This is a genomic window from Micromonospora sp. NPDC047707 (genome assembly GCF_040704235.1).
GTDB lineage: Bacteria > Actinomycetota > Actinomycetes > Mycobacteriales > Micromonosporaceae > Micromonospora.
In genome coordinates this window covers 248,257-261,761 of record NZ_JBEYSU010000008.1, presented here as the reverse complement: position 1 = coordinate 261,761, position 13,505 = coordinate 248,257, and the positions used below count along the sequence as shown (strand labels likewise).

Here is a 13,505-nt window from a genome sequence, read left to right as displayed (position 1 = left end):
TGGTCGTCGATAAGCACGTACAGTGCGGTCAAGAGGGTGTCGAGGTCTGTCTTCACAAACGACCATCGATGCCCTCTCTACTTGCGCTGGTCAACATGCCACGCCGCTCAACCCAGAGTTGGGAATCACTCGTCTAGGTGACGCTGCCGGTAGACGACCGGATCGAACGCGGGCCGCCGGCCGCCTTCGGATCCCTTGGCCTAACGGTGGCCGGACAGCACGAAATTTCGCTTGCTGGCCCGGAGCTTGCGGATGCCGTCGGGCCGTCTCCCGAGCGCCTCCACCAAGCGGCTGGTTCAGCGGTCGTGGGGCCGGGCCTTCCCGATCCGACCGAGGTGTGTGTGTTCGAACCCCTCGGTCGTCTTGAGGCCGTAACCGAGGGCGCGGTCGACCGCGATGTGGAATGCCCAGGCGACGGCCAGGACTCCGAGCCAGTCGATCGGGTCGCGGAGTGCGGCCGTGATCACGGCGACCGCACCGAGCAACGCCGGCAGGGTGTAGGAATGCGCCAGGTTGTAGCAGGTGGCTCCAAGGCGTGGCCCGTGCAGGTAGCCGAGCATTGACAGGTCGAAGACGAGGAAGAGGGCAAGCAGCCACCACCACGGGTACCCGGCGGTGACGGTCACGACGACGGCGAGGGCAGCAACGACAGCGGCCTCGATGCGCTGAGCTGCAACCGGGTTCACATCTGGCATCTCACACCTCGGTATCTGTCAGGGTTCCGCTGGCGCCGATCCCGCGTGCGTCGACCGGACGGTGCCGCTCTCGCCGGTGCGCACTTCGGTACCATTCCATGTGCGGTCAGGCGGCACGCAGGGCTCGGTCGAGAAAGGCCCTCGTGAGGTCGGCCGTCCCGGATGTCAGCGACCCCCGCGCCGCAACGCCGGCTCGGTGTCGGCGAGAAAGCTCCGCAGCGTACGCGCCGGCCGTCCGGTGACGTGCTCGACGATGTCGGTTACCTCCGCGAACCTGCCGGCGCGTACCCGCTCGAACGTCAGCGCGGAGAGGTCTCGTTCGAAGCCCTCAAGACCGGCAACAGCCTCGTCGACGGTCACGTCCCGGTGGGTCACGGGATGCCCTGCCGCGGCGGAGAGCAGCTCCGCGGTGCGCGGCAACGACAGTGCCTCCGGACCGGAGATCCGGTACGTCCGGCCGGCATGCCCGTCCTCGAGCAGCGCCCGCGCGGCGACGGCCGCGATGTCCCGGGCGTCGATCCAGGCCACCATGGCGTCGCCGCTGGGAAACGGCAGCTCACCGGCACCGACGATCTGGTCGCGGTAGAAGCGCGGATCGGTGAGAACCTGCATGAACCAACCCGGCCGCAGGACCGTCCAGGCGCGCCCACTGTCGCGTACCGCACGCTCGACACGCGGTGCCCAGCCGGCGGGGTCCGGATGGTCAGGGCCTGGGTGGCCGCCGTCCTGGTCGGACAGCAGTACCACCCAGGGTCACGCCGGCCTCAGCCGATTGCGAATTCCGCACCGTGAACCACCCCTTTGGTTGGTAACTCGTGTGTGTCAACCCCTGGTCGCGCTGTCAGCGCACCCGGGCGTCGTCGAAGGCGATCAGTCTTCCCGCGAGATCGACCCGCTCAGCCCCGCGGACCGACGCGCGCTGATGTGCATCGCCACCAAGCTCAAGGCGCGCCCGGTCGACCTGGCTGAGGAGACGACCGGCCCCGGATAGGCGCGGCCGGGCCGACGCGGTCCTCACGGCATCGGGTGGCGCTCGGCGAACTCCCACACGATCGCGCTGGCATCGGGGCCCGCGTGATCGGTGTAGCGGCCGTCGCCGTCCGTACCGGGCCAGACGTGCCCCATGTCCTGGACGCGGTACGCCTCGACGATCGACGAGCCGTCCGGCGCCGAGATCGTCGTCTGCGTGTACGCGTGCCGCCCCGCCGCGGCGGGCATGGACACGGTCTTCTCGGTCGTGTCGAGGCTGTCGTTGGGCAGGCCGTCGTCGACGAGGTCGCCCACCGCGGTCCAGTGTTCGACGAGGCGGGTGGCGACCAGGGGCGGCACGACCTCGTCCCGCTCGCCCTGGATGACCAGCAGCGGCACCCGGCGGGCCCGGTCGCCCATCTGGGCCCAGGCCTGACGTGCCGTGTCCAGCGGCGACGTCGAGTCGGGATCGTCCGGGTCGACCTGGTTGAGTCCGTACTCGCCGCCGGCGACCGAGGTCACCGTGGCGAAGATGTCGGGGTGGGTCGCGGCGAGGATGACCGCGGTACCCGCGCCCGACGAGGCGCCGGCCACGTGCACCCGCGCGGGGTCCGCGTCGTACTTCTCGACCACCTGGCGGGCGACGCCGGCGAGCAGCGCGGGTTCGCCGGTGTACCGGTGCTGATGCCGTGGGTCGGCGGAGTTCCAGCAGGCGATCAGGTTGCGGGTGATCAGTTGTGTGGGGTAGACGACGATGAAGCCCTCCCGGTCGGCCAGGCGGTTGAACTGCGTCGTGGACTTCATGGAGTTCCACCCGTAGCCGGTCATGCCGCAGCCGTGGATCGCCATGATGACCGGTAGCCGGGTCGTCCCCTTGTGCTGGGGCGGGAGGTGGACCTGGTAGCGCTGCGAACCGGCGTCGCCCTCGTAGACGTGGTTGCGGTCGCCGTCGCCCATCTGCCAGGGCAGGCCGAGCTGCAGGGCGGCGACGCCGAGGCTGACGGCGGCCACCACGGTGGCGAGGACGCCGGATACGATCCGGAGCCACCGCCGTCGTAAAGGACGGGTGGGCTCGGCGTCGGCATCCGGCGCGGAAGACGGGGAGGTCACGTGCGTCTCCTTAGTTGTACGGGACCGCGTCTGGTGGATGTCGACACGGTGCGGCGTGGGTCGGGTGTGCCGGATAGCTGAGGTAGCCGACGCCGCCACCGGCGTGTAGTTGTCCCGCGCCCGGCCCGCACGCGGCCGGAGCAGGCTGAGCTCGGCGGGCACGCCGTACACCTCGGGTGGGTGTCGATGTCGTCCCAAATGTGGTGGCACCGGGCGTACGATGTGGTGCGGCTCACCCGGCGTCGTTTCAGTGCGGCGCACTAGCTGCGCGGAAGCACGGTGATGGCCGCGATGGCGCTGTTGACGACCGTGGCCGTCACGGTGCGGGTCACGGCCTGCGCCGCGGCGTCGGCGCCCCAGTCGCCGCGCTCGAGTTCCTTGGCCCGGTTGATCACCGGTGCCGTCCACGGGATCTCGCGGTGGAACTGCGGGAGGGTACCGCTCGCGGAGAGCAGTGCCGCGAGCGCGGCGATGCGGGTCTGCGGCTGTGCACCGTCCACGAGGGCGTGCCGGACGTCGGCGAGCAGACGCGCCCGGCGTCCGGTCCCACCCTCGCGCAGGGCGGTCGTGCGGAACAGGCCTAGCACCTTGTGCGGCTGCTGGTCGATCTCGCCTCGCGTGATGAGCCTGTCCAACACCGGCTTGCGCAGGGCGGGACCGATCGCCGCCAGTGCCGTCTGCACCCCCCTCGGTTTCTCGGCGAGGTAGTCCCATGCCGGGCGGAGGAGGTCGTCCGACGGTGGGTGGCCCTCCACACTCCTGACCCGGCCCCGGGCCGGCGTGGTCAGATGTTCGCCGAGGGCGAGGTCCGCGAGGACGGCTCCACCGAGGACGTAGAACAGCGTGTTCTCCCCCGCGATCGTCCCGGACCTGGGCTGGAACAGGAGCAGTAGGAGATCTTCCGCGAGGGTCGGGACGTCCGACCGGGGTTCGGTGGTCATCGGCGGGGCTCCCAGCGGAAGAGTCGGGTTGCAAGGGTGACGGCGATGGCGACCCAGGCCAGGGTGGGTGCGAGCAGGGCGAGGGATTCGGTCACGGCGACGCCGCCGTTCCAGGCGTTCATGGTCAGTTCGGTGGCGGCGCCGCCGGGCAGGAGTCGCTTGAGCCAGGTGAGGTCGGTGGTGCCGGTGATGCCGATCCAGCTGGACACGGCGATCACGCCGAGGGTGACGGGCAGGGTGGTGACCTGGGCGTGCTCGGGTGAGTTGGTCAGCCCGGCGGTGGCCAGGGCCAGCCCGATCATCATGGCCAGGGTGGCGACGGTCGCCACCACGAGCAGTGCGACGTTGGCCGGCCCGCCGGCGACCAGGGCCAGGGCGGTCAGGATCGCGGTGACCTGGATCAGGGCGAGGACGACGACGGGCAGTAGCAGGCCGGCGAGGATGCCGGTGTCGCTTGCGGCGGTGGAGCGCAGCCGCTTGAGGAAGAGGTTCTGCCGTCGGGAGGCCAGGGTGGTGACGGCGGTGGCGTAGAGGCCGAAGGCGGTGATCGTGAACATCACGATCGCGGCGATGTAGCCGAGGCTGCCGAGGGCGGCGTAGGTCTCGTGCTGGCGGACGAAGTACGCGCTGACGACTACCGGGATGATGAGGCTGGTGATCAGTACCAGCCGGTTGCGGAAGATCTGGATCAGCTCGCTTGCGGCGATGGACAACACGGTGGCACTCCTGTCGAGGTGGCGGGTCAGTTGCTGATGGCGCGGAAGACGTCGTCGAGGCGGGTCGGCCCGGCCTCCAGGCCCTGCAACTCGACGGCGTGGTCCTGGGCCCACCGGAGCAGGACATGCAGGTCCTTCTGCAGGGCGACGGTCTCGACCACGACCTTTCCGTCGGGGCCGACGGCGGCCTGCAGCGGCAGCGTCGGCGCCGCCGGGGGCAGCGTGAAGCGGATGACCGCCGGGAGGGTGCGGGTCAACTCGGCCACGGTGCCCTCGCGGTGGAGGGTGCCCTGGTGCATCAGCCCGATGCGGTCGGCGCGCTGCTGTGCCTCCTCCAGGTAGTGGGTGGTGAGCACGATGGTCGCGCCGTTCTCGCGGAGCCGGTCGACGGTCGCCCAGACGGCGTCGCGGGACTGAATGTCGAGGCCGGTGGTCGGCTCGTCCAGGAAGAGCAGCTCCGGGGTGCCGTAGACGGCGGTGGCGAAGTCCAGCCGCCGCTTCTCGCCACCGGAGAGCTGCGACACCTTGCGGCTGGCCCGGCCGGTGAGGTCGACGAGGTCGAGCACTCGGCCGACGTCGTCGCTGCGCCGGGTGAGCTGGCCGATGAGCCGGACGGACTCACGAACCGTGAGGTCCGGGGAGAAACCACTCTCCTGGAGCATGACGCCCATTCGGGGACGGACCACGCGCCGGTCGCCCGGGTCGTGCCCGAAGACGCGCACGGTGCCGGAGGCCGGCCTCCGGTGGCCCTCGACAACTTCCAAGGTCGAGGTCTTCCCGGCCCCGTTGGTGCCGAGCAGCGCGTACAGCTCTCCGGGTCGTACCTCGAAGGAGAGGTCCTTGACGGCGTGGAAGTCACCGTAGGTGAGGTTCAGCCGGTCGACTTCGATGACGGGTGTGGTGGACATGCACCCTATGACAGCGCGGGCGCCGCCGGCCCGTCAGTGGCACCACGTCATCACCGTATGTGACGTGCTGTCACTGGTCGTGGCCCCTGGCTGCCGGATACTGGTGCGGTGACCGCACGATCGCCGCGCTTCACCGAGTCGACGCAGGGAAGGCTGCGCCGGCTCAACCTGGCGACGTCCCTGCCGCCGGTCGTGATCGCCGCCGTGGTCCTGCTCTACACCGACGCGCGTACCTGGTGGCACCTCGTCGTCCTGGCGCCCGGAGCCGTGGCGGCCGTGGTGGCCTTCGAACGGTGGACGGCCAACGACCTGGCACGGGTAGCGCTGCCGTGCGTGATCGTCGGGGCAGCGGTGTGGCCACTGGGGGTCCTGGTGACCGGCAGCCCCAACGCCTACTGGGGGTTCTGCGCCGTGGGATCCCTCGCCCTGCGCGAGGTCCGGCGACACCGCAGGCTGGCGGTGGCCGGGCTGTTCTGCTATGTCGCCGCCGTCGGCGCGGCGCGGCTGCTGGTGCAGCGGGACGACATCGGTCACGTCCTGGTCACCTACGTCCTCATCCCGACCGCCCTCACCGTCGTCGTGACGGTCTTCACGATGGTGGGCGAGCGGTTCTACGACCTCATCCGGGAGCTCGAACAGACCCGGGAACGCGAGGCGGAGCTGGCCGTGGTCCGGGAGCGCGTCCGGTTCGCCAGCGACCTGCACGACATCCAGGGCCACACCTTGCACGTGGTCAAGCTGAAGATCGCTCTGGCCCAGCGACTGCTGCTCCGCGACACCGCACGGGCGGAGAAGGAACTGCGGGAGACGTACGCGCTGGTCAGCGACACCATCGCACAGACCAAGGAACTCGCCTACGCCCAACGGCGGCTCAACCTCACCGCCGAGATCGAGAACGCGAAGAACCTGTTCGAGGCCGCCGGCATCCGGGTCCGGGTGACCCGGGAGGCTGACGTGGACGTCCGCGTCAGCGAACTGCTCGGCCAGGTGCTGCGCGAGACGACCACCAACATCCTGCGCCACGCGCAGGCCACCCAGGTGCAGATCACGCTCTCCGAGTCAGGCATCACCATCGTCAACGACGGCGCGACCGCCGACACACCGCCGCAGCTCAGGGGACTGTCCGCGCTGCGGCAGCGGGTGGCAGGCGACGGAGGTGAGCTGATCGTGGAGCAGCACGAGGGGCGGTTCCGGACGGCCGCGACGTTCCCGCCCGCCCGTGGCGCCGCGGCCCCACCGGCCCCGGGGGAGGAGGACGGTCGATGACGACCATCGTGCTCGCCGACGACGAGGTGCTGCTCCGTACGGCCCTCGCCGCACTGCTGCCGCTGGAAGGCGACATCACCGTCCTCGCCGAGGCGCAGGACGGCGAGACCGCCATCGAGGCCACCCTGCGGCACCGGCCCGACGTCCTGGTCATCGACCTGGAGATGCCCGGCGTGGACGGCCTCGGCGCGGTCGCGGAGATCCGCCGTACGCGCCCGGAGCAGGTGGTCCTCATGCTGACCCGGCACGCCCGGCCCGGCGTGCTGCGCAAGGCCCTGAGACTCGGCGTCCAGGGCTTCGTCAGCAAGTCCGCCGAGCCGGCCCACATCACCTCAGTCATCGCCACCCTGCACGCAGGTAGACGCTGGATCGACCCGGACGTGTCCGCACTCGCGGTCACCGAGGACTGCCCCCTGACCGACCGCGAGGTCGACGTGCTGAGGGTCACCGGTGAGGGCTACTCGGTCGTCGACATCGCCGCTCGGCTGCACCTCGCGCCGGGAACCGTACGGAACTACCTCTCCAACGCCATGCGCAAGACCCAGACCCGGACCCGCCACGAAGCGGCGCGCTACGCCCGCGAGCACGACTGGCTGTAATCGGCGGGCCGGCCGGTCCTTCCCGGGCGCGACCCACCCCACACCGATCGACGGATCGAGAGCATGACCTCCACCTGGATCACCACCCCGATCAGCACGGACCTCCTGCGCGGCGCACTCGACGTGCAGCACACGGCGCGCGGTGTGCTGCCACACCGGCTGTTACCGACCAGGCCAGCGTGACCGGTGGCGACACGGTGACCATCGACATGACCAGCGGGACCACGGAGCGCCGATCCGGCCCACCCGGGACCGTCCGCTTCACCGGACTGTCCGACCGCGTGAAGGACGTCGAGATCTGGCTGCCGCACCACGAGAGGACCGAACTCGTTGCCCTGCGCACCGACGCCCCCGTCGCACCGGTACCCGACCGGGGGCGCCGGGTCTGGCTGCACCACGGCAGTTCCATCAGCCAGGGCTCCAACGCCACCAGCCCCACCGCCTCGGCACCGGACAGGTGCGCTTCCGGGCCACCGGCGACCCGGCGGAGCGGGCGAGCGGAAAGCTGACCCGGCGTCATCCGGGACGAGCTGGCCCGCATCACCACGTGGCGGGCGGCCGGCGACCCGAACCTGCACCACCTCGACGGCCTCGACCTCTACGGCCGATCCGACTTCGCCGACCTGCCGCTGCCCGACCAGCTCCACCCGGACACCGCCACCCACTGGCGCATCGCCGAACGCTTCGCGAAGCGGGCGTTCACCGCCGACGGTCCCTTCGCGGATCCCAGCTCCTGACGGCCTGATCTCGAGCAGGACCGGTCCGATCCGCGCCGCGCCGGCAATGCCAGATCAGCATGAACACCGCCAGTTCCGTCTTCGACCGCATGCCAGATCCCTGCCAGGGTCGAGTCCTGTCCGACCGGCGTCGCCCGCGCCGGACCCACGGCAGCGAGCAAGGAGCGATGATGACCTTTGCGACACACCGTCTGGTGGCCTCGGTGGCGGCGGTGTCCCTGGCCGCGTGCGGCCCCGCTGATGCCGCCGGGCCGCCGCCGCCCGACCCCGTGGCGACGGCCACCGTCTCCGCCCAGACCGACCCGGACCGCGAGTTTCGACGGCTGGAGGAGAGGTTCGACGCGCGGTTGGGGGTCTACGCGATCGACACCGGCACCGGCCGGACGGTGGGGTACCGGGCCGACGAGCGGTTCGCGTACGCCTCGACCTTCAAGGCGTTGGCCGCCGCGGAGGTCCTCGACGAGACCACCGACGCCGAGCTGGACCGGGTGGTGCGGTACTCGGCGGACGACCTGGTGACCTATTCGCCGATCACGGAGCGGCACGTCGCCGACGGCATGACGCTGCGCGCGATCGCCGACGCGGCCGTGCGGTACAGCGACAACACCGCCGGTAACCTGCTGCTGCGCCGGCTCGGTGGACCGCAGAAGTTCGAGAAGGAACTGCGCGAGGTCGGCGACAAGGTCACCGATCCGGCGCGCTACGAGACCGCGCTCAACGAGGCCAGGCCGGGTGACCGGCGGGACACCAGCACCGCGCGGGCCATGGCCCAGGACCTGCGGGCGTACGCCGTCGGCGACGCCCTCGAACCCGCGGACCGCGACATCCTCAACGGCTGGCTGCGGGGCAACACCACCGGCGGCGAGCTGATCCGCGCCGGTGTGCCCGACGGCTGGGTCGTCGGGGACAAGACCGGTGCCGGCGGTTACGGCACCCGCAACGACATCGCGGTGATCTGGCCCCCGGATCGTGCGCCGATCGTCCTCGCGGTGCTGTCCAGCCGCGACCAGAAGGACGCCGGCTACGACAACGCCCTGATCGCCCGGGCGGCCGAGGTCGTGATCGCCACGTTGTGACGGTGAGCGGCCCGCCGGGGCCGTGGCACCGCCAACTGGCTGCACCATGTGGATCGAGGTTGACCAGAATGCGATGCGTGACCGCACGATTCTGACCAACACCGTGTCGCTGATCATCTGTGGCCTGGTGGCCGGCATCCTGACCGACCCGGACTGGCCGCTCTACGGAGTACTGGTCGGCGGCGACCAGGTCGTAGAGCACTCCATGAGTACTGGTCATCCGCTCGATTCGGCGGCTCCGTGGCCAGGGTGGTCAGGCCTTCTTGAAGCGCGCGCAGCTCATCCGGCAGTGGCGCCGTGTCATCACCGCATGTGACGCGGTGTCACTGGTCGTGGCCGGTTGCTGACGCACACTGGGTGGTGGCCGCAGGATTGCCGCGCTCGCCGAGACGACGCGGAGACGGCTGCGCCCGCTCAACCTGGCGACGCCCAGCGACGCGTTGTCCACCAAGTCCTGATAACGGGTCGGCCCAGAAGGCCGGTGACCTTAAGTGACGCATCACCTAGACAGACCGAACCGGTGTGAATTCAGACCCACGCCAAAGACACCTGGAGGACACATGGCAGTCAGAGTGAGTGATGCTCCCGAGGCCAAGCGGTACGAGGCCCGAATCGAGGGAGAGTCCGAGGTCGCGGGCGTCGCGCAGTACATCCGTACCACGGAACTCGTCGCGTTCGTCCACACCGAGGTTCCGCCCGAGTACGAGGGCAGGGGAGTCGGGGCAGCACTGGCCCGCACCGCCCTCGACGAGGCGCGCGCCGCGAACCTGCTGGTCCTGGCCACCTGCCCATTTATCGCGGGGTGGATCGCCAGGCACCCCGAGTATCAGGACCTGGTGTACCAGTCCTACAGCAGAGTCAGCGATTGAACAGCCGGACATGGCAGCGACGGAGGCCCGCATGAGCAGCAGAACCGAGAAGAAAGCGTATGAGGGCCAGAAGATCACCGTCACGTTCGAGGCGAGGCGTTGCTTACACGCCGCCGAGTGCGTGCGCGGCTTGCCGGAAGTCTTCGACACGGGCCAGCGCCCGTGGATTCGGCCCGACGGTGCCGAGGCCGAGCGCTTGGCCGAAGTGGTGCGGCGCTGCCCGTCGGGGGCGCTGCAGTACGAACTCGTGGACGGCGGGGCCGAAACCCCGGACTGACCCACGACGCAGATCACTGAAGGAACACCACCGACGCCGCGCAGCGTGCCGAGTCACCGCCTCGCCGCTGCGCGCCACCGCCGAGCAACTGGCCGGGTTGCCGCCGGCCCTGGTCATCGTCGCCGAGGCCGATGTGCTGCGTGACGAAAGGAGGCGTATGCCGACAAATTGCGTCAAGCCGGCGTGCCCGTTACCGCGGTGCGCTACCAGGGCGTCATTCACGACTTCGTGATGCTCAACGTGCTCCGTGAAACCCGGGCGGCCGAGGCTGCGATCCGCCAGGCCGCCGAGTTCCTGTCCACCGTCCTGCTGTCGACCCGATGAAAAGGCACTGGAATGAAACCCACCATCGTCCTCGTCCACGGCGCGTTCGCCGAGTCCGCCAGCTGGAACAGCGTGATCCAGCGGCTGCACGCCGACGGCTACCCGGTCGTCGCCGCGCCCAACCCGTTGCGCAGCCTGTCCGGCGATGCCGCCGTCATCTCCAGCGTCGTGGCCACGATCGGCGGGCCGGTCGTACTCGTCGGCCACTCCTACGGTGGGGCGGTCATCTCCAACGCCGCTGTCGGCCACGACCACGTCAAGGCGCTCGTGTTCGTTGCCGCCTTCGCGCCTGAAGCCGGTGAGAGCATCGGCGAGCTGTCCGGCAAGTTCCCCGGTGGCACCCTTGGCGAGACCCTCCAGGAAGTCCCCCTGCCGGACGGAACGGTTGATCTGTACATCCAGCAGGATAAGTTCCACCACCAGTTCACCGCCGATGTCCCGCCCGAGCGAGCCGCCGTCGACGCGGCCGCCCAGCGCCCGCTCAACACCACGGCGCTTAACGAGGGCTCCGGCGAACCGGCGTGGAAGACCGTGCCGTCCTGGTTCGTGTACCCGGAGCTGGACTACAACATCCCGCTCGAGGCACACCGCTTCATGGCCGAGCGCGCCGGTGCTCGCGCGAGCGTGGAACTTCCCGGTGCGTCGCATGCGATCCCCGCCTCGGAGCCCACCGCGGTGGCCGAGATCATTCTCAAGGCGGCCACGTCGACCGGCTGGGCGGGTTAAGGCGATGCAGAACGCGATCACCGCGTCATGGCCCCGGCTGCGCGTGGCGGACTGGGCCGACACCCGCGACACGCTGCACATGTGGACCCAGATCATCGGCAAGATTCGCATGGCCTACGCGCCGGCGGTCAACCACTGGTGGCACGTCACGCTCTATCCGACCGCGCGTGGCCTGACCACGTCGCCGGTGCCGTACCGCGAGGGGGCCTTCGACATCGAGTTCGACTTCCTCGATCACCGGCTTCGCCTGCGCACCAGCGACGGCGGCTCGAGCGACATCGCCCTCGAACCAAAGCCAGTCGCGACGTTCTACGGCGAAACCCTCGAAACGCTGGCCGCGCTCGGACTCGAGCCGCAGATCCATGCGATTCCCAACGAGGTCGAGATCGCGATCCCCTTCGCTGACGACCACAAGAACAAGTCGTACGACGGGGAGGCCGCGCATCTTTTCTGGCAGCAACTATTGCAGGCCGAACGCGTCCTCGGCCGCTTCCGCTCAGAGTTCGTGGGCAAGGCAAGCCCGGTGCACTTCTTCTGGGGAGCGATGGATCTGGCCTACACGCGATTCTCCGGCCGCGTCGCCCCGGCCCACCCGGGCGGCGTGCCCAACTGCCCGCCGGCGGTGATGCAGGAGGGCTATTCGCACGAGCTGGCGAGCTTCGGCTTCTGGCCGGGCGGCGGCGAGGAAGGCGCCTTCTATGCGTACGCCTATCCGGAGCCGCCGGGCTATCCAGAGCGCACGGCCGCCTTCTACGACCAAGACCTGCGGGAGTGCGTGCTGCCCTACGAGACGGTCGCCAGCGCGCCCGATCCCGACGCCGTGCTGACCGAGTTCCTCCGCTCGACCTACGCGGCCGCCGCCGACCTGGCCAGATGGGAACGCTCCGCCCTGGAGGCGAAGGGCTAGCGTCCTGAGTCGACAGTTCCATCAGCGTGGTGGTGGAGTGCCGGATCCGACGATCCCGCTGGCCGGTGCCGATCGATCGCCGTCGCTGGGTGTAGACCGTAAGACGGCGCAGGCGTCAGCGCGGTGAGAGGCACGGATCGTGCTGGTCTGCGGAGGCAGGCTCGAACACCCCAGTTGCTGCCAACTGGCGATCGACCGGGGCTCGGTGTGGATCTGCCGGTCACGGTTCCCGCGGCACGGCCTCAGCACGCCGCCCCGTGACCGTCCACCGTCATCAGCGGCGACAGTTCCAGACTTCCTCCCCACGGGAGGGGTCCCTTCCCGCTACTCCCTGAAGAAACACCTCATGAACAGCGATTCCTCCATTCCCGTGTTCCGTCCGTCGTCGCCCCGAACTCCGTCCAACAAGTCACAGCGACTGTCGCACCTGCGGCGGCTGACCCTGCTCGACCGTGAGCTTCTCCCGTGGCTCGCTGAGCACTACGTGCTGTCCACCGCCCAGATCACCCGGGCGCTGTTCCCGTCGGAGCGCTCGGCCCGGCTGCGCCTGGACACCCTGCACCGCATCGACGCCGTGCACCGGTTCGTTGACGTCACCACCGGCGACAGCCAGCACCTCTACACCCTCGGCCCGCTCGGGATGCTCGTACATCCCACCACATACACCGATCCCGACCGGCCGGACGCTCGACCGCCACGCAGCAGCATCGAGCGTACCGAACGCATCATCGGCAGCCCCCGGCTGCGGCACCTGCTCGGCGTCAACCAGCTCTTCGTCGACCTGATCGCCTACACGCGCACCGACTCACGTGCCCACCTGCGACGCTGGTGGTCCGAGCAGCACGCCACCGCCGCCTACCATCTCGCCGGGATCCGCCCCGACGGCCACGGCATTTGGACCGCCGGCGGCCGGACCGTGGGGTTCTTCCTCGAACACGACAACGGCACCGAGCCGCCTGCCAGCGTGCTGCGCAAGCTGCGCGCCTACGAGCGCCTCGCCGGGTACGGCCCCCGATACCCCGTCCTGCTGCGCGTGCCCCACCGCCGCCGCGAGGCCAGCCTGCTCGACGCCCTCGCCGACGTGCCCACCGCCATGCCCGTGGCCACCGGCCTGCACGACGAGCACCCTGCCGGCCCCGCCTGGACCCTCACCACCGACCCCGGCCTGCGCCGATGGCTGCACGATCTGCCGTCGGACCACGGCCCCCACACCACCGCCACCAACCCCGACCGCTACATCGACCCCGACGATCACTGATCCATTCAGCACGGTGATGAACTGCCGGGCTGTTTGCGCGCTGCCCTGACAGTGATCACCACGGCGAGGGTTTCGCGGCCCTGCTCGCAGGCCAGGTGCGTCATTGTGGGTGACCCCGCCGCCGACC

17 protein-coding genes and 1 pseudogene are annotated in these 13,505 nt (G+C 69.9%); 12 read left to right on the top strand and 6 right to left on the bottom strand.

The window, feature by feature from the left end; genetic code table 11:
• Positions 1 to 296: 296 nt before the first annotated feature.
• The 6 genes from AB0873_RS12435 to AB0873_RS12410 all read right to left on the bottom strand — a co-directional run bounded on the left by AB0873_RS12435 (position 297) and on the right by AB0873_RS12410 (position 5,339).
• Entirely contained in the window at positions 297 to 695 is a 399-nt protein-coding gene (locus AB0873_RS12435) for a DUF4260 domain-containing protein (protein WP_366599753.1), read from the bottom strand.
• A gap of 165 nt (positions 696 to 860) precedes the next feature.
• Complete coding sequence (locus tag AB0873_RS12430; RefSeq protein WP_366599752.1) at positions 861 to 1,307, bottom strand: hypothetical protein; 447 nt, start codon at positions 1,305 to 1,307, stop codon at positions 861 to 863.
• 402 nt (positions 1,308 to 1,709) lie between these two features.
• Positions 1,710 to 2,774, bottom strand: coding sequence for a PHB depolymerase family esterase (locus AB0873_RS12425; RefSeq protein WP_366599751.1), 1,065 nt, complete (start codon positions 2,772 to 2,774; stop codon positions 1,710 to 1,712).
• Between the two features lie 260 nt (positions 2,775 to 3,034).
• Positions 3,035 to 3,715 (bottom strand): GPP34 family phosphoprotein, encoded by a 681-nt coding sequence (locus AB0873_RS12420; protein ID WP_366599750.1) that lies wholly within the window; start codon positions 3,713 to 3,715, stop codon positions 3,035 to 3,037.
• Positions 3,712 to 4,431, bottom strand: coding sequence for an ABC transporter permease (locus tag AB0873_RS12415; protein ID WP_366599748.1), 720 nt, complete (start codon positions 4,429 to 4,431; stop codon positions 3,712 to 3,714). Before AB0873_RS12415 ends, AB0873_RS12420 begins: the two co-directional genes overlap by 4 nt.
• A 26-nt stretch (positions 4,432 to 4,457) precedes the next feature.
• A complete protein-coding gene (locus AB0873_RS12410; protein ID WP_366599746.1) occupies positions 4,458 to 5,339 on the bottom strand; it encodes an ABC transporter ATP-binding protein in 882 nt (293 codons plus the stop codon).
• Between the two features lie 108 nt (positions 5,340 to 5,447).
• On the opposite strand from AB0873_RS12410, the gene AB0873_RS12405 reads away from it, so the two are divergent.
• The 12 genes and pseudogenes from AB0873_RS12405 to AB0873_RS12350 all read left to right on the top strand — a co-directional run bounded on the left by AB0873_RS12405 (position 5,448) and on the right by AB0873_RS12350 (position 13,378).
• Positions 5,448 to 6,605 (top strand): histidine kinase, encoded by a 1,158-nt coding sequence (locus AB0873_RS12405; RefSeq protein WP_155331472.1) that lies wholly within the window; start codon positions 5,448 to 5,450, stop codon positions 6,603 to 6,605.
• The gene (locus tag AB0873_RS12400) at positions 6,602 to 7,204 is read left to right on the top strand and encodes a response regulator transcription factor (RefSeq protein WP_155331473.1); all 603 of its coding nucleotides are present in this window, start codon (positions 6,602 to 6,604) and stop codon (positions 7,202 to 7,204) included. Before AB0873_RS12405 ends, AB0873_RS12400 begins: the two co-directional genes overlap by 4 nt.
• A gap of 179 nt (positions 7,205 to 7,383) precedes the next feature.
• Complete coding sequence (locus AB0873_RS12395) at positions 7,384 to 7,713, top strand: hypothetical protein (protein WP_366599745.1); 330 nt, start codon at positions 7,384 to 7,386, stop codon at positions 7,711 to 7,713.
• Between the two features lie 398 nt (positions 7,714 to 8,111).
• Positions 8,112 to 9,017 (top strand): class A beta-lactamase, encoded by a 906-nt coding sequence (gene bla, locus AB0873_RS12390; protein WP_155331474.1) that lies wholly within the window; start codon positions 8,112 to 8,114, stop codon positions 9,015 to 9,017.
• 46 nt (positions 9,018 to 9,063) lie between these two features.
• Complete coding sequence (locus AB0873_RS12385) at positions 9,064 to 9,333, top strand: hypothetical protein (protein ID WP_366599744.1); 270 nt, start codon at positions 9,064 to 9,066, stop codon at positions 9,331 to 9,333.
• Positions 9,334 to 9,577: 244 nt separating this feature from the next.
• Positions 9,578 to 9,886, top strand: coding sequence for a GNAT family N-acetyltransferase (locus tag AB0873_RS12380; RefSeq protein WP_366599743.1), 309 nt, complete (start codon positions 9,578 to 9,580; stop codon positions 9,884 to 9,886).
• 31 nt (positions 9,887 to 9,917) lie between these two features.
• On the top strand, positions 9,918 to 10,163 hold the full coding sequence (locus tag AB0873_RS12375; RefSeq protein WP_155331477.1) for a (4Fe-4S)-binding protein: 246 nt from the start codon (positions 9,918 to 9,920) through the stop codon (positions 10,161 to 10,163).
• Positions 10,066 to 10,334 (top strand): annotated as a pseudogene (locus AB0873_RS12370) (alpha/beta hydrolase fold domain-containing protein); the annotation flags it as partial. The gene AB0873_RS12375 and the pseudogene AB0873_RS12370, both read left to right, overlap by 98 nt.
• Positions 10,335 to 10,346: 12 nt before the next feature.
• Positions 10,347 to 10,487, top strand: coding sequence for a hypothetical protein (locus AB0873_RS12365; RefSeq protein WP_366599758.1), 141 nt, complete (start codon positions 10,347 to 10,349; stop codon positions 10,485 to 10,487).
• 12 nt (positions 10,488 to 10,499) lie between these two features.
• A complete protein-coding gene (locus tag AB0873_RS12360; RefSeq protein ID WP_155331478.1) occupies positions 10,500 to 11,213 on the top strand; it encodes an alpha/beta hydrolase in 714 nt (237 codons plus the stop codon).
• A 4-nt stretch (positions 11,214 to 11,217) separates the two neighbouring features.
• Positions 11,218 to 12,120, top strand: a complete 903-nt coding sequence (locus AB0873_RS12355; protein WP_366599742.1) for a DUF5996 family protein — start codon at positions 11,218 to 11,220, stop codon at positions 12,118 to 12,120.
• Between the two features lie 346 nt (positions 12,121 to 12,466).
• On the top strand, positions 12,467 to 13,378 hold the full coding sequence (locus tag AB0873_RS12350) for a replication-relaxation family protein (RefSeq protein ID WP_366599741.1): 912 nt from the start codon (positions 12,467 to 12,469) through the stop codon (positions 13,376 to 13,378).
• Positions 13,379 to 13,505: the final 127 nt, after the last annotated feature.